General features: G+C 36.0%; 16 protein-coding genes. 15 read left to right on the top strand and 1 reads right to left on the bottom strand.

The features are described from left to right. Positions 1-212: 212 nt before the first annotated feature. The 13 genes from PB01_RS11855 (at position 213) to recO (ending at position 13,799) form a co-directional block, all read left to right on the top strand. Positions 213-1,544, top strand: a complete 1,332-nt coding sequence (locus PB01_RS11855) for an NfeD family protein (protein ID WP_151700393.1) — start codon at positions 213-215, stop codon at positions 1,542-1,544. Positions 1,545-1,555: 11 nt separating this feature from the next. Further along, on the top strand, positions 1,556-2,542 hold the full coding sequence (gene floA / locus PB01_RS11850) for a flotillin-like protein FloA (protein ID WP_151702045.1): 987 nt from the start codon (positions 1,556-1,558) through the stop codon (positions 2,540-2,542). Between the two features lie 27 nt (positions 2,543-2,569). Then, entirely contained in the window at positions 2,570-2,989 is a 420-nt protein-coding gene (locus PB01_RS11845; protein WP_151700392.1) for a hypothetical protein, read from the top strand. Positions 2,990-3,038: 49 nt separating this feature from the next. Beyond that, positions 3,039-3,278 (top strand): hypothetical protein, encoded by a 240-nt coding sequence (locus PB01_RS11840; protein ID WP_151700391.1) that lies wholly within the window; start codon positions 3,039-3,041, stop codon positions 3,276-3,278. After that, on the top strand, positions 3,278-4,384 hold the full coding sequence (locus PB01_RS11835; protein ID WP_151700390.1) for a sporulation protein YqfD: 1,107 nt from the start codon (positions 3,278-3,280) through the stop codon (positions 4,382-4,384). The genes PB01_RS11840 and PB01_RS11835 overlap by 1 nt, the downstream gene beginning before the upstream one ends. Further along, a complete protein-coding gene (locus PB01_RS11830; RefSeq protein WP_151700389.1) occupies positions 4,381-5,340 on the top strand; it encodes a PhoH family protein in 960 nt (319 codons plus the stop codon). Before PB01_RS11835 ends, PB01_RS11830 begins: the two co-directional genes overlap by 4 nt. A gap of 818 nt (positions 5,341-6,158) precedes the next feature. Next, positions 6,159-7,517: an IS4 family transposase gene (locus tag PB01_RS11825; protein ID WP_151700388.1), complete on the top strand. Its 1,359-nt coding sequence runs from the start codon at positions 6,159-6,161 to the stop codon at positions 7,515-7,517. 1,151 nt (positions 7,518-8,668) lie between these two features. Further along, positions 8,669-10,780: an HD family phosphohydrolase gene (locus PB01_RS11820; RefSeq protein ID WP_318837452.1), complete on the top strand. Its 2,112-nt coding sequence runs from the start codon at positions 8,669-8,671 to the stop codon at positions 10,778-10,780. Between the two features lie 18 nt (positions 10,781-10,798). Then, complete coding sequence (gene ybeY, locus PB01_RS11815; protein ID WP_151700387.1) at positions 10,799-11,284, top strand: rRNA maturation RNase YbeY; 486 nt, start codon at positions 10,799-10,801, stop codon at positions 11,282-11,284. Next, positions 11,271-11,636: a diacylglycerol kinase family protein gene (locus PB01_RS11810; RefSeq protein ID WP_151700386.1), complete on the top strand. Its 366-nt coding sequence runs from the start codon at positions 11,271-11,273 to the stop codon at positions 11,634-11,636. The genes ybeY and PB01_RS11810 overlap by 14 nt, the downstream gene beginning before the upstream one ends. 11 nt (positions 11,637-11,647) lie before the next feature. Continuing rightward, on the top strand, positions 11,648-12,055 hold the full coding sequence (locus PB01_RS11805; protein ID WP_151700385.1) for a cytidine deaminase: 408 nt from the start codon (positions 11,648-11,650) through the stop codon (positions 12,053-12,055). After that, positions 12,042-12,962, top strand: a complete 921-nt coding sequence (gene era / locus PB01_RS11800) for a GTPase Era (RefSeq protein ID WP_151700384.1) — start codon at positions 12,042-12,044, stop codon at positions 12,960-12,962. Before PB01_RS11805 ends, era begins: the two co-directional genes overlap by 14 nt. 54 nt (positions 12,963-13,016) lie before the next feature. Next, complete coding sequence (gene recO / locus PB01_RS11795; RefSeq protein ID WP_151700383.1) at positions 13,017-13,799, top strand: DNA repair protein RecO; 783 nt, start codon at positions 13,017-13,019, stop codon at positions 13,797-13,799. A 345-nt stretch (positions 13,800-14,144) separates the two neighbouring features. On the opposite strand, the gene PB01_RS11790 is transcribed toward recO, so the two are convergent. Next, positions 14,145-15,527 carry a glycine--tRNA ligase gene (locus PB01_RS11790; RefSeq protein WP_151700382.1) on the bottom strand — a complete coding sequence of 461 codons (1,383 nt, stop codon included), beginning with the start codon at positions 15,525-15,527 and terminating at the stop codon, positions 14,145-14,147. A gap of 543 nt (positions 15,528-16,070) precedes the next feature. Here PB01_RS11790 and PB01_RS11785 point away from each other — a divergent pair. Both PB01_RS11785 and PB01_RS11780 read left to right on the top strand, forming a co-directional pair. Continuing rightward, positions 16,071-16,709, top strand: a complete 639-nt coding sequence (locus tag PB01_RS11785) for a transcriptional regulator CcpN (protein WP_151700381.1) — start codon at positions 16,071-16,073, stop codon at positions 16,707-16,709. Between the two features lie 11 nt (positions 16,710-16,720). Beyond that, entirely contained in the window at positions 16,721-17,533 is an 813-nt protein-coding gene (locus PB01_RS11780; protein ID WP_151700380.1) for a pyruvate, water dikinase regulatory protein, read from the top strand. Positions 17,534-17,622 lie beyond the last annotated feature (89 nt).

Genomic DNA, 17,622 nt, shown 5'->3' with positions numbered 1-17,622 from the left:
AGCGTGAAACGTAAAAAGAAATCAAAAGCTGCACGTTAACGTAAGTGGTATTTTTATCCCAACCATCCCTACGTTCCAAACACGTACTTTATGATTAACATTTACAATTGTGTAAACCGAGAAAATTTATTTTCTCGGTTTATTTTTTTTGAAACCTTTTTTGTTCTAGTCCGTAAACAAGTATATACATATTGAAGAAGGGAGGTTAAAGGATGAAATTGTCTCGGTACATTATTTCTTTTTTTCTATTATTTTTAACTTTTTTCATGATGGTACCTACATTAGCTTCTGCTGATACTCCAATAGTGTACAAAATACCAATTTATAAAGAGGTAGAAAAAGGATTATATGCTTTTTTAAAAAGATCCATTCATGAAGCTGAAGAAGCAGGCGCTGATGCAATTATTTTAGAAATCAATACACCTGGGGGATTTGTAGATTCCGCTGAAAAAATAGTCAATTTACTCGACTCTACCTCGATTCGAAAAATTGCGTATATTAACTCGGAAGCGTTGTCAGCAGGTGCTTATTTAGCGCTTCATACGGATGAGATTTATATGTCACCAGGTGGGACAATAGGTGCGGCAGCTGTAATCGACAGTAGTGGAAATACTGCTGATAAGAAAGCAAATAGTGCGTGGAAAGCGAAAATGATTAATGCTGCGGAGTTAACGGGTAAAAATCCGATTTATGCACAAGCAATGGCAGATGAGACCGTTCATCTTCCAAAGTACAGGGCACCAAGTGGTGAGTTGTTAACTCTTACATCTTCTGAAGCTTTAGAGGTTGGCTACTCAAACGGAACTGTAAGATCTCTAAAAGAACTGTTAGAAATAACAAACCTTGCTAATGCAAAAATCGTTGAAACCGAAGAAACTTTTACGGAACTACTTGCAAGATTTATAACTAACCCGATTGTTGTACCAATCTTACTATCTATTGCTAGTCTTGGTTTAATTGTTGAATTATATTCTCCAGGCTTTGGTGTTGCAGGAACGATGGGACTTATATCTTTGGTGCTATTCTTTTTTGGACATTTGGTAGCAGGTCTTGCTGGTTATGAAGCTATTATTATTTTTGTTATCGGAATTATATTAATAATTGCGGAATTTTACTTACCAGGAGGAATAAGTGGTATATTAGGTGCAGCAGCTATTATTTTTAGTATCATATTAGCTGGTGGTAATATTTTTCTAATGTGTATCTCTGTATTAATTGCTTTAACAGTAGCTATAGTGGGAATGGTGATTATAATGAAGTTCTTTGGAAAACAGTTGAAAGCATTAAACAAGATAATCTTGTCAGATGCCACAACGACAGAGCAAGGATATGTGTCGAATGAGAATAGACTTGAGTTAATTGGAAAAATCGCCGTGACGATGACCCCTCTCAGACCTGCCGGATCCATACGTATACATGACGAGCGCATAGACGCGGTTTCGGATGGTAGTTTTGTAGAAAGAGATAAACATGTTATCATTATAAAAGTAGAGGGTTCTCGTATAGTTGTGCGAGAAGTTTCAAAAGGGGAGGAAATAGAATGATTGATGGTACTATGATTACATTAATTGTAATAATTGTTTTAGCGTTTATCGTATTATCTGTATTTTTTACATTTTTTCCAATTGCATTATGGATTTCTGCACTTGCAGCAGGGGTTAAAATTAGTATCTTTACTTTAGTAGGAATGAGATTACGTCGAGTAGTTCCATCTCGCATTGTAAATCCACTTATTAAAGCGCATAAAGCTGGATTAACCGTTTCTATTAATCAATTAGAAAGTCATTATTTAGCTGGTGGTAATGTAGACCGCGTTGTTAATGCATTAATCGCAGCACACCGTGCAAATATTGCACTAACGTTTGAACGTGCGGCAGCAATTGATCTTGCCGGACGTGACGTATTAGAAGCGGTGCAAATGTCTGTAAATCCTAAAGTTATTGAGACACCATTTATCGCCGGCGTTGCAATGAACGGGATTGAAGTAAAAGCAAAAGCTCGTATTACAGTTCGTGCCAATATCGATCGTTTAGTCGGTGGTGCGGGTGAAGAAACAATTGTTGCCCGAGTTGGGGAAGGAATTATTAGTACGATCGGTTCTAGTACAAGTCATGAGCGAGTACTTGAAAATCCGGATTTAATATCTCAAACTGTATTAGCTAAAGGATTAGATTCTGGAACTGCATTTGAAATTCTATCGATTGATATTGCGGATGTTGATATAGGTAAAAATATTGGTGCAGAACTGCAAACTGAACAAGCAGAAGCAGATAAGAAAATTGCTCAAGCAAAAGCAGAAGAACGCCGTGCAATGGCCGTTGCTTCTGAACAAGAGATGAAAGCAAAAGTAGTTGAAATGCGCTCAAAAGTAGTAGAAGCAGAAGCGGAAGTTCCTTTAGCTATGGCAGAAGCACTTCGTGAAGGAAATATTGGTGTAATGGATTATATGAATTACAAAAATATTCAAGCTGACACTAGCATGAGAGATTCAATTAGCAAAGTCGGAGGAGACAAACCTTCTACTGAGGAACTTAAAGACTAATAATATAGGGGAAAGGAGGTTTTCTCCTTGGAAGGTATAATATTAATAGTTATTTCGTTAATCGTCAGTACTTTATTGAAGAAGAAAAAAACACCTGACCAAAGTCCGGTAAAAAGAGCGCAGCAAGTAAAGCCTTTTGTAGAAAATCCATTTAAAGATCTAGGAGATTTTGCGAAAAATTTTATTGAAGAGCATAAACAGCAATTGGATCGAGGAACACCGATTGTTAAAACAGCGCCAGTTGTGGTTGAAAAATTGGAGCGAGTGGTAAGCAGGGATCAAGGGACTCCAAGATCTTCTGGTCGACTATCAATCCATCAAGTAAATAAAGTGGAGAAGCAAGTATCTAAACCGATTATTACCCACATCTTGCCTAGTTCCCAAGATGAACTAGTAAGAGCGATTGTATTTTCGGAGATTCTTGCACCACCAAAATCGAAAAGATAACTCATGAACATCCCTTTACATGCATAAAGTCATGTAAAGGGGTGTTTTTTTGAATAAACTATTTCCACTCCATGCGAGTATTATGATTGAAAACTTTAGCGAAATTATTTTAGATTATGAAATAACGATTCTTCGATTGAAAGAAAACAATTTAGTTTGTGCTTACGATGATTTCCTTTTAGAAATTCAAGCAAATGCTTTAGAGATCAAATCACTATCTATGGAACAACTCCGTATAGTTGTCGATGAACTCATGTATTTCAAAATTACGAGGAAGGAAAAACAGTAATGCAACAGCTTATACAAGTAAAAGTACCAGTAAAAACGGATCAACACCTTTTATTTCAGCGTTTACTTTCAGCGAATATTGGTATTTATCAAGTGCACAGTTCAGATCAATACCTCTTTTTTTCTATAAAAAGAAAAGATTTAAAGCTTTTCCGAAAGATCAGGAGGTCATTGCGGCTCTCCGTTCAATTGGAAGACAGGATGAAGGAAGGCACAATTTCTTCTCGGTCGTTTTCAATTATTGGTTTTGTATTGTTTATCATTATACCTGTGATTCTTGCGCAATTTATATGGAGTGTTCAAATTGAGTCAGATTCGCCAGAAAGCAATGTTCTTCTCTCGGAAGAACTGAAGGTATTGAACATTAAAGAAAAAATACGTTCGTCTAGTTTACCTTCCGAACAAGAAATAAGGCAGAAAATACTGCTAAAACATAAAGAATACTCATGGGTACATTTTACGAAATCGGGATCCAAATTTACTGTAACCCCCATGCTTGCTCCTATTCAGTCGGAGCGTGAGATAAAAAATGCACCCCCAACGCATCTAATTGCGAAAAGAAGTGGAGTTGTTACTGATTTTGAATTAGTAAAAGGAGTAAGGGCTGTTGAAAAAAATGTCTCGGTTAACAAAGGAGATATTTTAGTAAATGGTTTTGTCACACAAGGAGATAAAAGAATTATTACAAGTGCCGAAGGGAAAGTATTTGCTAACTATTGGATTGAGCTTGAGTTTGAAATTCCACAAAAGGTTAGTTTGATGAAACCAAATGATAGAAAGCTTGTCGTTCAAAGAAAAGGGGATAAAAAAATTGAATACTGGAAGGAGATATCTCTTCCTACTCTTCTCCAAAATTATCTGGAAGCAGGATATATAAGAAATTTAGAGGAGGAATCATATTTATTGGATAAGCAATCGATGAAAAAACTAATACGGCCGTTACTTTATCAAAAAATTATAAATGAACTACCTGCAGGTACGCAAATACTCGAGGATAAAATTTTACAGGTGACCATTCAAAATGATAAAGTAAAAGGAAAAGTATTATTTTTGATAAATGAAAATATTGCGATTCCCCAAGTTATACCCCAAGGAGACGAAGCATGAGCGAACATACACAATTAGACCTTAATTTGAAAGACACTGCCGAAGCAGTAATGCTTCTTGGCATATCAGATAAAAATCTAAAGCTTATTGAAGAGGAACTGAAAGTACAACTGATCACTAGAGGAGAAACAATAAGAATTGCTGGAGACGAAAAAAATGTGGGAGAAGCAAAAAAGTTGATGGAACAACTTCTCGCAGTCATTCACAAAGGGATTAATATAAATCAGCGGGATGTTTCCTCCGCTATTGAGATGAGTATTAACGGTACGATTGAGTATTTTTCTGGGTTATACGATGAAGAAATTGCAAGAAATATAAAGGGCAAAGCGATTCGAGCTAAAACAATTGGACAACGGGAATATATACAAGGAATACGTAGATTTGATTTAGCATTTGGAATTGGACCGGCTGGAACGGGTAAAACGTATTTAGCTGTAGTAATGGCGACCCAGGCATTGAAAAATGCGCATGTTAAAAAAATCATTCTAACACGTCCTGCTGTTGAAGCAGGTGAAAGTCTAGGTTTTCTACCAGGAGATCTGAAAGAGAAGGTAGACCCGTATTTAAGGCCGTTATACGATGCATTACATGATATATTAGGAATGGAGCAAACGGAACGACTAATGGAACGTGGGACGATTGAAATTGCCCCTCTCGCGTATATGAGAGGAAGAACATTAGATGATGCTTTCGTAATATTAGATGAAGCACAAAACACAACCAAAGCACAAATGAAAATGTTCCTTACCCGTATGGGATTCGGTTCTAAAATGGTAATCACAGGAGATAAAACCCAAATTGATTTACCAAAAGGTGCTGAATCTGGACTAATCATTGCAGAAAAAATATTAAAGAATGTATCCGGAATCCATTTTCAATATTTAGAACAAGGAGATGTCGTTCGCCATCCACTTGTCGCAAAAATTATACAAGCTTACGAAGAACAGCAGCCTTAATTGGTTGCTGTTCTTGTTTCTAGAAAACGATTGAATATTAAGAGAAACAGTGACCACCGTTTCTCTTAAAGATTAAGATGGAATATACAAATTTGATATATTGCGAATCCTCCTTGTATGTGTAGGAAAGAATCAGGTAAAGGGACTCTATTTAGTGTATATCTAGTCTGTTAATTATCCATCTTCTTCTATTTAATGAAAAAAGAAGATGGTTTACAGATTTATGTTTCGGTTCGTTTCTTTTATATATTACGTCGTAAGAAAGTTGCCGCTGGGATTTCCGCTGCAGGGCGGACGCTTTCCGCCGGGTGAGCGATGAGCCTTCACCGCTGCTACGCGTACGTTGTGAAGTCTCATTTAGCTCACTTGATCCGGCTGGAGTCGCCGCCCTTCTGCTACAATCCACCATATTTGCTAACTAGTCAGTCAATACTCGCCATTAAATGTTATGAAGTATTGTCTAAAAAAATCCAATAAATAAATGGATGAACTTGACAAACTAGCTACTGAACGCGACCATCCCCTCAGTATAATGGGTTTACTTGGAATGGGATGACACGTATTAATGGGACACACGATCAATAACGCGTACTAACAAATAACCACTATGTTTGTGGCATCTTTTAATATTTAGTTGGAAAAGCATTTATTCTTCCCCTTTTTATTCGTAATTACCGACTTTGAATAACTAGCAAGCTCTATTGGATTGTAGCGAAAGGGAGGCGACCATAGCCGTGTACTTAAGCTAATTCAATTATTTTTCATAATAAGTGCCTCTTTTAAGTTAGTATTAAAACGACAACTTAGAGGAGGCTTTTATGTACAATCAACATAATTTATATTTAAAAGAATGTTTTCAACTTTTTCTACCTAAAAATATTGAACAACTAGCGAAGGAAACAGGATTTATTAAACGGGAGCGGCAATTTTCAGCTTCCGACTTTTTATCACTTGTCTTTCGACAAAATGCTAATCTTGTTCAGCCCTCATTAAATAATTTATGCCACGATTTAGAAAACCATCATATAAATATTACTAAATCAGGTTTAAATAAACGATTCACTACTGAAGCTGTCGACTTTTTTAAGGCCCTATTTGACCGTCTATTTCAATATCAACTTCAGGCGCCATTGGCTGAAATGAAATTAAAGAAAGATTCCCCATACAAACGGATTCGAATTATTGATAGTACAAGCTTTAAACTCCCTAAATCATATGAAAATGAGTATAAAGGAACGAGAGATGCTGGTGCTAAAATTCAATTTGAATTTGATTACTTAAGTGAGAAATTACTTTGGTTTAGTTTAGATGAAGGGAAATCCGCAGACAGTCCCGCAGGATTCGAACGACTAGCTAGTTTAGAAAAAGGGGATTTATTCTTGCAGGATTTAGGTTACTATCATTTGGATTTATTTGAACAAATTCATCTATCTGAAGCCTTTTATCTTTCAAGAGCTAGAATGGATTCGCAGTTCTTTGTAGAGGTTGATGATCCACCTCGTCATCCAGATGGTTCCTTTATTGAAAACCAACGCTATCAGCGTTTATACATGGAAGAAGAATTAAAAACATTACCTAGGGGACAATATCGAGAGTGGAATCAAATTTATGTGGGAAGACATAAAAAAATGCCCACACGTTGTGTTATTTATCGCCATGATGAAGTGCAAGAAGCAAAAAATATAAACAAAAGAATTAGAAGTTATCAAAAAAAATGCCGCTCTATTCCAAAAGAAAATGTAGCTGCACTTTCTGGACTAACTATTTACATAACTAATTTACCACCTACTATTTCCGTTGAAAAAATAACTCAGTTATATCGTGTTCGATGGCAGATTGAACTTCGTTTTAAAACATGGAAATCTCATTTGAAAATCCATCAAATAAAAGACATGAAAATGGAACGTTGGTTATGCCACGTATATTGCCAATGTATTGTCATGCTGTTAAGCATGATAACCACAGGTTTTATTCGAAAGGTAGTTTGGAAAACATTAAATAAATTTATTAGTGAAGATTTAACGATCCGTATGATTTCTAGAATGATAAACCGACTCGTTTTAGAAAGCAAAAAAAGTGCACGAAGCTGGAGTTTGTTCTTTAAGAGTCTTATTCCTACCACAGAAAAATTCAACTTAAAATCGACAAAGCCAGAACCGCACACTCTATTTGTTTGATTAAATTCACAAAAAATCCAAATTAAAGGTAGTTGGAAACTGCTTTATTTTGGGTTTATTTGTTATGTTCTTTTTTTAGAACATATCTTATTCTAACCTCAAAACACTCATTTGCAACATTAAATTTCTCGAAAAATAGTAAAAGCATATAATTTGAAACTTACTATTCTTCTTAAGTACACGGCTATGGGGAGGCGACTCCTGCGGGAATAGCGCGAGCTGAAGACCCTGGACTGAGCGCGGCGAAGGAAGCGGCTGAAGCCGTGCCCGCGGAAAGCGCCCTCCCTGTAGTGAAAATCCCTGCTGAAGTTTACTAAGACGCACTATATCTATAGTGCGCATTTAATAACTGTTATCATATGCCAAGTTAAAAATTTCTGTTGAGACGTTTGTCGTGTTCACCGCGTGATTTATCTCGCTTATCCACTTATTGGATTTTATTTCTTGAAAATACTACATAAAGTTGAATTTCGCGCGAAGGTATGAGACTCCTGCGTGAATAGCGTTATTCGAAGACCGTAGCGCGAAATTCCAGCGGGCTCGATTTAGATTATATGTTGCACATTTTATCTATAGTAAGACGGAAAACTAATCGTACATTAACTAAAATGTATTAGTTGGAAAAAATGTGATAATCAACAGTCATGAGTGTTTATATGTTGTTTTTCAAATCTTAAAGGGCTTGATCTTATTTGTTTTTTACTTTTACGTAACACAGTATTCATGAGTAAGTGGGTAGTTGATTAGAATTGATAGAAACTGAAAAAAAATAGATAGCATTTATTAATATAGTAGCGCCGAGTGGACGAAATTGTATCTTCGTCCACTTTTAAAAGAGTAGAGAAGGATCTATTCTCTCATGAACCATACCTAATGCACCATGTCTCTTCAGATTTCAAGGGGCTATGGAAAAACATCTGCCACAAGATTACCGAAAAAAAGCTCGTGAAGTGACACAGTCACTTCACGAGCCAAATTACTATGGTAATAGTGTAGCTGAGGTTTAGTCCAAAGCACTCGGGAATTGGTTATGAACAGGTGCACCTAAAGGATGCTTGCGCTTTTCTTATATGTAAATTTGGAATTATTTTTATATCAATCTAAAAGTAAGGTATAATAAATTTATAAGTAATAAGGGAGATGAGAGTAAAGTGAATTCTATCTTATTGAAAATGAAGCAGTGGAGCAATTATAAGCATCTCCCTTTAATTATCATTTCTATTACTGCAATTATTATGTTTTTATTGTTAATAGGGAATGTAAAGGAAAATACATATGATATTAAAGAATTTCAGTTATCTCCTGAAACCATTAGATCCGTCAAAACAATGGAAGATAGTGTGAAAACAGAACAAGAACGTGAAAAAGTAGCAGCAGAAATTCAACCTTATTATCAATTCCAAGAAGAAACCGCGGATAATCAAGTTGCGATTATTCGATCTATATTTGATAGTGTTATAGAAATCAAAAAAGAAGCGATCCCAGCAGAGGAAATGGAAAGTAGAACTAGTCAACTCAATAAGTTAAAAAAAGAAATGGAGAAAATTGCTGATAATGCAAGTAATGTATATTTAAGTGAAGATGCTTTAACGGCGCTCCTTAGCCAAAGTCCTACTACGCTAACTCAATCTAGCGAGACACTAGTTTCCTTTGTAAAAGAGACTTTGAGTGAAAGAATTCGATTAGAAAAAGTTCCGGAACAGAAAAAAGAATTAGAGGAGAAAGTTAGGAAATCCTTTAATTATTCGCATTCGTATATAAATGCGCTTGTATCCATCGCTCGTTTTAGCATTGTCGAAACAGACATTGAAAATAAAGAACTAACAGAATTACGATTAGAGCAAGCAAAAGCAAGTGTTGATCCAACAAGAATTTTACAAGGACAAATTCTCGTTCAAAAAGGTGGAATTATTGATCGGGAAGTTTATAGACAACTGAAGCTTTTAGGAATGCTTACAAATAAATTTTCTTATAAACCTATCGTTGGAGTGGCGTTATTCGTATTGTTAACAATGTGGGTATTGTATATTCAAACGATAAATGGAAAGGATAAAACGGTCGAAAGTTCGAAATCCTTACTAGTAGTTCTGTTTAGTTTATTTGTATCTGTTCTAATGATGAAAGTTTTACAGTTTATATCCTACAATTTCGATGTTGTGATAGCTTTTATTTTTCCAACAGCCATTGTGTCGATGCTCGTATACCTTTTGGTTAATGAACGAATGGCCTTTATCACGACCATTATTATTGCAGCTTATGCTGGATTTATATTTCAAGAAGGTTATACGAATGTATTTCAAATGGAAATCTCGTTATATATTTTATTTGGAGGGATTTCAGGGATTTTTGCATTACAAAGAATGCGGCATAATTCTCAAATCCTTCGTTCCAGTTTAATTGTTGCATCCGTTAACATAATATTTATCGTTTTTTATTTACTAATGACAAAAACGACATATGGTTTAACCGATTTACTATTTTATATAGGAGCAGCAATATTATCAGGTATTCTATCAGGTGCATTAACAATCGGAATATTGCCTTTTTTTGAATCGGCATTTGGGATCCTATCTACTATGAAACTAATTGAATTATCAAATCCTAACCATCCGTTACTAAAAAAAATATTAACAGAAACACCGGGAACATATCATCATAGTGTAATGGTTGCAAACTTAGCGGAAGCCGCTTGCGAGGCAATAGGAGCTAATGGCTTGTTAGCGAGAGTTAGTTGCTATTATCATGACATTGGTAAAACGAAAAGGCCCGGCTTTTTTATTGAAAATCAAATGAATGGGTATAATCCACATGATAATTTACCTCCTGAAGCAAGTCGTGATATTATTATTGCTCATGCAGTAGATGGAGCTAATATTCTACGTAAGCATAAAATGCCGAAAGAAATTGTGGATGTTGCAGAACAACATCATGGGACAAGTTTGTTGAAGTTCTTTTATTACAAAGCGAATGAACAAAATGATAAAGTAAAAGAACAAGAATTTAGGTATAATGGGCCTAAGCCTCAAACAAAGGAAAATGCCATAATTTCAGTTGCGGATAGTGTAGAGGCTGCAGTTCGTTCAATGAAAGAACCAAGCGCAGAAAAAGTTCATGCACTAATCGAATCAATCATTAAAGATAAGCTTCAAGATGGACAGTTTGATGAATGTGACTTATCTTTGCGTGAAATAAAGCAAATAAAGGAGAGCTTTTATACTACAATGAATGGTATTTTTCATTCAAGAATAGAGTATCCAAAATAAAAAAAAGGTGGTAATAGAATGCTAGAACTTGATGTAATGGATGAGACAAATACATTAGCTGAACAAACGATTGAACTTGTAGGAAAAGTATTGCAATTTGCCGCAGAGCAACAAAAAGTAAAAGATGGAAGTGAAGTTAGTGTAACGTTTGTTACAAACGATGCTATTCAAGAAATCAATCGTACTTATCGAAAAAAAGATGTTCCAACCGATGTGATTTCATTTGCTATGGAAGAAATGGGTGATGGTGAGATAGTGATAAAAGATGCGGATATCCCAACGCTTTTGGGAGACATTGTAATTTCTGTAGACCGTGCAAACGAACAAGCAGAATCATATGCTCATACATTTGAAAGAGAGCTTTGCTTTTTAGCTGTTCATGGTTTTTTACATCTCCTTGGTTACGATCATGGGACGAAAGAAGAAGAAAAAGTAATGTTTGGTCTACAAGAAACAATACTACAAGCTTTTGGTTTGAAACGTGAAGGCCATGGACATTCCTAAGTTTCTGAAATCGTTTAAATATGCAACTCATGGAATATTGCACGTCATAAAAAGTGAACAAAATTTTCGTTTTCATCTATTAGCCGCAATCATTGTATTGCTTGCAAGTATAATAACTGGATTATCAAGTTTTGAATGGATAATCATAATTATATTAATTAGTGGTATGTTCATGATAGAATTAGTAAATGCGTCTATTGAGCGAGTAGTAGATCTAGCGTCACCCGACTTTCACCAGCTTGCTTTACAAGCAAAGGATTTAGCAGCAGGTGCATGCCTCGTCTATGCAATATGTAGTGCTATTGTCGGTTTTATTATTTTTATCCCCAAATGGTGGGGAATCATATTTTAGAGGTGAAAAGATTGAATAAAGAAAAATTGATGGAAGCTTCCAAAACAGCTAGAGAGAAAGCGTATGTACCTTATTCTAAATTTCCTGTAGGAGCAGCGCTTTTAACAAAAGATGGAGAAGTTATCCATGGTTGTAATATTGAAAATGCATCTTTTGGATTAACAAATTGTGCAGAACGAACAGCAGTATTCAAAGCTGTTTCAGAAGGAAAGAATAGTTTTGCTGCAATTGCTGTAGTTGCAGATACGGAAGGACCAGTTTCTCCGTGTGGCGCTTGCAGACAAGTGTTAGCGGAGTTTTGTGATGGTAATATGCCGGTTTATTTGACCAACTTAAATGGAAATGTATTAGAAACAACAGTTTCAGAACTGTTACCAGGTGCTTTTACAACGGAGGATTTAGACTATGCAACAAAATAATGAAGGTTTTAAATCAGGATTTATCTCCATCATCGGAAGACCAAACGTTGGGAAGTCAACCTTTCTAAATCGAGTAATAGGACAAAAAATTGCAATAATGAGTGATAAACCCCAAACGACTCGTAATAAAGTGCAAGGTGTTTTAACGTTAGAAAAAAGCCAGATGATTTTTATCGACACACCTGGTATTCATATACCAAAACATAAGCTTGGGGATTTCATGTTGAAAGTGGCTAAAAATACATTGCGTGAAGTGGATGTCATTATTTTCATGGTCAACGCAACTGAACCAAGAGGGAAAATTGATGAATTAATCATGGATATGCTAGAAAACAATGAGACACCTGTTTTTCTTGTTATCAATAAAATTGATCAAGTGCACCCTGATGAATTAATTAATATTATCAATTCCTATAAAAACAAATATGACTTTGCTGAAATAATTCCTATCTCAGCGCTTCAAGGAAACAATGTAGATAGATTACTCGAAACGATTCAAAAGTATTTACCGGAAGGTCCACAATATTATCCAGCAGATCAAGTGACAGACCATCCAGAACGTTTCATCATTTCGGAGTTAATCCGAGAAAAAGTACTCCATTTGACACGTGAAGAAATTCCGCATTCAATCGCGGTAATTATTGATAAAATTAAAAAAGAAGAAGATACCGAGAAAGACATGATCCGAGTGATGGCAACAATTGTAGTAGAAAGAGATTCCCAAAAAGGAATTGTAATTGGGAAAAAAGGAGCTTTGCTGAAAGAGGTTGGAATCAGAGCCCGCCAAGATATTGAAATGCTACTTGGAACGAAAGTTTTCTTGGAGTTATGGGTAAAAGTGCAAAAAGATTGGCGCAATAAATCCGCTCAATTAAGAGATTACGGATTTAGAGATGATGAGTATTAAGAAATTCGAAAACGCTGAGATTTGCACAGATGATAAAGAAGGAAGGGAAGGCGATTGCTCCAAAAAGTAGAGGGGATAGTCTTGCGAGCTTCTTCATATGGGGAAACGGATAAGATTGTTACCATTTTTTCTAGAGAACTTGGAAAAAGAGCAGCAATGGCTCGTGGAGCGAAAAAGCCCACGAGTCGTTTAGCCTCCATTTCGCAGCCGTTTACATATGCCTATTTTTTAGTACAACAAGGGAGAGGCATGGGTACTCTTCAACAAGGAGAAATCATCGATTCTATGCGGTCGATTCGTGAAGATATTTTCACTACTGCTTATGCTAGCTTCATTATGGAATTAGTAGACAAGCTAATCGATGATGAATCTCCGAAACCCCATCTATTTACAATCTTACAACAGGCACTTCAAGCCATTTCGGAAGACTATGACCCGGAGGCAATTAGTCTATTTGTTGAATGGAAACTGCTACCTACTGCTGGAATTTATCCCGTATTACACCAGTGTGTGAATTGTGGGGCAACAGATGGCGAGTTTGCATTTTCCTTTGCTCAAATTGGATTTTTATGTCATCGATGTTTCTCGATAGATCGATACTTGATAAGACTGACGCCAGCACAAGTCAAACTTATTCGAACATTTTATACAGTACCTATTGATCAAGTAGGAAAGCTGGCATTAAAAAAAGAAACAAAGGGTTTTATTAAAAAAATTGTACGTACGATTTATAGCGAGCAAGTAGGTTTACGACTAAAGTCACAAGGGTTCCTTGACCAAATGGAGAAAACGCCAGAATTTTATACGCCAAAAAAAGATCCAGGGACGGAAGATTAACTCTTCCTACTTGGATCTTTTTTCATGGAGTGAAACGGAAGAATAGGAACTCCGCTTATAGCAGACCGCCACGTGCTTGATTTCACCCGCCCCAAAATGCCCCTAGCCTAGTCCTATAAGCCACTACAGAGAAGCTATATGACCTACAAAAATCCCTCCGCCCCTAAAGAGATGCTTATGAGCCCCTAAACCTGTCCTATATGCCCCTACCGAGAAGTTATATGCCCCTAGAAATTCCATGCACTTAGAGAAAATACCCTAAGCTACAAGGTGTCATTTGTCAAAGTTTCTCCAAATTCAAACAAAAATCCTGATCAGACTTTTGTCTGATCAGGATTAATTAAACTAAAATTGTAATTGACTTTCGATATATGCTTTAACTTCAGCAATTGGCATTCTTGTTTGTTCCATAGAATCACGGTGACGAACCGTTACTTGATTGTCCGTTTCTGAATCGAAATCGTATGTGATACAGAATGGAGTACCAATTTCATCTTGACGACGATAGCGTTTACCAATTGATTGAGATTCATCATAGTCTACCATAAAGTGTTTGCTTAGCTCTGAGAACAACGAAGTAGCACCTTCCGATAACTTTTTCGATAATGGTAAAATTGCTGCCTTTATCGGTGCAAGAGCAGGGTGGAAGCGCAATACTGTACGAGTATCGTCACCTTCTAATTGCTCTTCATCAAAAGCTTCACAAAGGAATGCAAGGGTTACACGGTCAGCGCCTAAAGATGGCTCGATACAATATGGTACATATCTTTCATTTGTAATTGGATCAATATAGTTGAAATCTTCTCCTGAATGCTCCATATGCTGCTTTAAGTCAAAGTCTGTTCTATCTGCAATACCCCATAGCTCTCCCCAACCAAATGGGAATTTATATTCAATATCAGTTGTTGCATTAGAATAATGAGAAAGCTCGTCTTCTGAGTGATCACGTAAACGAATGCTATTTTCAGCGACACCTAAATTCAATAACCATTCTTTACAATAATTACGCCAGAATTCAAACCATTCCATATCTTCCCCTGGTTTACAGAAGAATTCTAATTCCATTTGTTCGAATTCTCTTGTACGGAATGTGAAGTTACCTGGTGTAATCTCGTTACGGAAACTTTTACCTACTTGCGCAATACCAAAAGGCATTTTTTTACGCATAGAACGTTGTACGTTCTTGTAGTTTACAAATATTCCTTGTGCCGTTTCAGGGCGCAAAAAGATTTCATTGGTAGATGCCTCAGTCACGCCTTGAAATGTTTTAAACATTAAGTTGAACTGGCGAATTTCTGTGTAATCAAAAGCGCCACATGTTGGACATACTACATCGTGTTCTAGCATGATGTCTTCCATTTTTTCAAATGAAAGACCATCAATAACCATTTCAATTCCTTTTTTATCAAGAGCATCTTCAATAATTTTATCCACACGATGACGAGATTTACATTTTTTACAGTCAATCATAGGATCATTAAAGTTTCCTATATGACCAGAAGCTACCCAAGTTTTTGGGTTCATTAAAATAGCTGCATCTAAGCCAACATTATATGGTGACTCTTGCACAAACTTTTTCCACCATGCTTTTTTAACATTGTTTTTTAATTCGACGCCAAGTGGACCGTAATCCCAAGTATTTGCGAGTCCACCATAAATTTCTGAACCAGGGAAAACAAACCCTCTATGCTTTGCTAAACTTACTACTTTTTCCATTGAATTTGTCATTGAAATACCTCCATTTTTTGAATGCCTTTTAAAGTGGGCAATAAAAAAACTCGTCTCCGGGCCAAATTAGCCCGGGGACGAGTATTATACCCGCGGTTCCACCCCGATTGATTGTTCAACACAATCCTCTTTAAAAGCATAAGCTCCGAGTTGCCGTTTCCTGTAATGTGGACTTTCACTATCACCACTCGCTCATTTTACAGTACTTATAATCCTCTTCAACGCTTTATTATTTGTTGCTATTGTAACACGAGTATGTTTACTTCGCAATAATAGGTCGACAACGCTCGAAGTTAAATATTTAAAAAACTAGCCTTCCTCTGCAAGCTCGTCGCAAATAAATTTACCGCAGCGCTAAAATTTTTTAGTGGTCACTTCACGCTACGAAACTTCTCCGTAATAGTGTAGCCGATGTTTCGTCCAAAGCAATCTATAAATAGTAATGACATCTTGCTTGTAAAGGACGCTTGCACTTTTCTTATTTTGATAGTGGTATTATTATGTGCTACAATAATTGAGTATTAAGTATAACACTTTGAGGCGGTGAGTCCGATCGAACTCAACAAACGGCAAAATGAGATTTTGGACATTGTAAAAGGAAACGGCCCCATTACAGGAGAACAAATTGCAGAACGACTACATTTAACGCGGTCTACGTTAAGACCCGATCTTGCAATTTTAACAATGGCTGGATTTCTAGATGCTCGTCCGCGAGTTGGTTATTTTTATTCCGGAAAGAAAACAAGTCAATCTATTGCAGATAATATTGCTCAAATGCGTGTAAAAAACTTTCAGTCTATACCTGTTGTTGTAGAGGAAAGCATGACTGTTTATGATGCTATATGCCATATGTTTTTAGAAGATGTAGGGTCATTATTTGTAGTTGATAAAACATCACTGTTATCTGGAGTGCTTTCAAGGAAAGATTTTCTGCGAACTAGTATTGGAAATCAGGATTTAAATAAAATTCCAGTACATATGATTATGACTAGAATGCCAAATGTCACGTACTGTTTGAAAGAAGATACGATTATAGATGTCGCAAATAAATTAATGAGTCGACAAATTGATTCATTACCTGTTGTAAAGATACGAAAAGATGGTTTAGAGGTAGTTGGAAGAATAACGAAAACGAATATCACACGTGCTTTCCTATCATTAGCCGATGACCACGATTTGTGAGGGGGAAAACTATGAAAATGCTTAACCTATTTATCGTCTCAGATTCTATCGGGGAGACTGGTGAATTAGTAGCGAAAGCGGCGATAAGCCAATTTAGACCTGGTCTTCAGCATACAAAATTGAAAAGATTCCCGCATATTGATTCGATAGATCATATTAAAGAAATTACGGAACTTGCGAAAGAACAGAATGCTATTATTTTGTATACACTTGTTCAAACAAATATGAGGGATGCACTGATAGAGTGCTGTAAACAATATCAATTAGAATCCGTAGATTTAATCGGTCCAGTACTTAACTTATTAGAAAACAGTTTAGGTGAAAAACCATTTGAAGAACCTGGATTAGTTCGTAAATTGGATGAAGACTATTTCAAAAAAATAGAAGCCATAGAATTTGCGGTAAAGTACGATGATGGAAGGGATCCTAGGGGCTTGCTACAAGCTGATATTGTTTTAATTGGTGTTTCGAGAACATCCAAAACGCCATTATCCCAATATTTAGCTAATAAGAGATATAAAGTTGCAAATGTGCCACTTGTTCCAGAAGTAGAGCCGCCGGAGGAACTTTTTCAAATTGATCCAGCAAAATGTTTTGGTCTTGTTATTACTCCGGAAAAGCTCAATTTTATTCGAAAAGAAAGATTAATAGCAATTGGTTTAAATGATGATGCTAGTTATGCTAAAATAGAACGGATAAATGATGAGATAAAACACTTTGATAAAGTTGTTCGAAGAATCGGTTGTCGTGTAATTGATGTGACAAATAGAGCTGTAGAAGAAACTGCGAATGAAGTTATTAATCATATCTTTAAAAATAATTAAAAAGAAAAAGAGCCGATTCACATTTGTGAAAAGGTTTTTTTGTATTCTCTATCGAATAAAGTAATAGATTAATAAAATGAAATGATTTA

The organism is Psychrobacillus glaciei, from assembly GCF_008973485.1.
Classification (GTDB): Bacteria; Bacillota; Bacilli; order Bacillales_A; family Planococcaceae; genus Psychrobacillus; species Psychrobacillus glaciei.
The sequence above is the reverse complement of the archived record's forward strand: the minus strand, read 5'-3'. Positions and strand labels throughout refer to the sequence as shown.

Bases quoted from the DNA above. Each gene is read 5' to 3' on its own strand.
- PB01_RS11855 (WP_151700393.1), top strand. From the start codon at position 213: ATGAAATTGTCTCGGTACATTATTTCTTTTTTTCTATTATTTTTAACT.
- floA (WP_151702045.1), top strand. From the start codon at position 1,556: ATGATTACATTAATTGTAATAATTGTTTTAGCGTTTATCGTATTATCT.
- PB01_RS11835 (WP_151700390.1), top strand. From the start codon at position 3,278: ATGCAACAGCTTATACAAGTAAAAGTACCAGTAAAAACGGATCAACAC.
- PB01_RS11830 (WP_151700389.1), top strand. From the start codon at position 4,381: ATGAGCGAACATACACAATTAGACCTTAATTTGAAAGACACTGCCGAA.
- PB01_RS11825 (WP_151700388.1), top strand. From the start codon at position 6,159: ATGTACAATCAACATAATTTATATTTAAAAGAATGTTTTCAACTTTTT.
- ybeY (WP_151700387.1), top strand. From the start codon at position 10,799: ATGCTAGAACTTGATGTAATGGATGAGACAAATACATTAGCTGAACAA.
- PB01_RS11810 (WP_151700386.1), top strand. From the start codon at position 11,271: ATGGACATTCCTAAGTTTCTGAAATCGTTTAAATATGCAACTCATGGA.
- era (WP_151700384.1), top strand. From the start codon at position 12,042: ATGCAACAAAATAATGAAGGTTTTAAATCAGGATTTATCTCCATCATC.
- PB01_RS11790 (WP_151700382.1), bottom strand. From the start codon at position 15,527: ATGACAAATTCAATGGAAAAAGTAGTAAGTTTAGCAAAGCATAGAGGG.
- PB01_RS11780 (WP_151700380.1), top strand. From the start codon at position 16,721: ATGAAAATGCTTAACCTATTTATCGTCTCAGATTCTATCGGGGAGACT.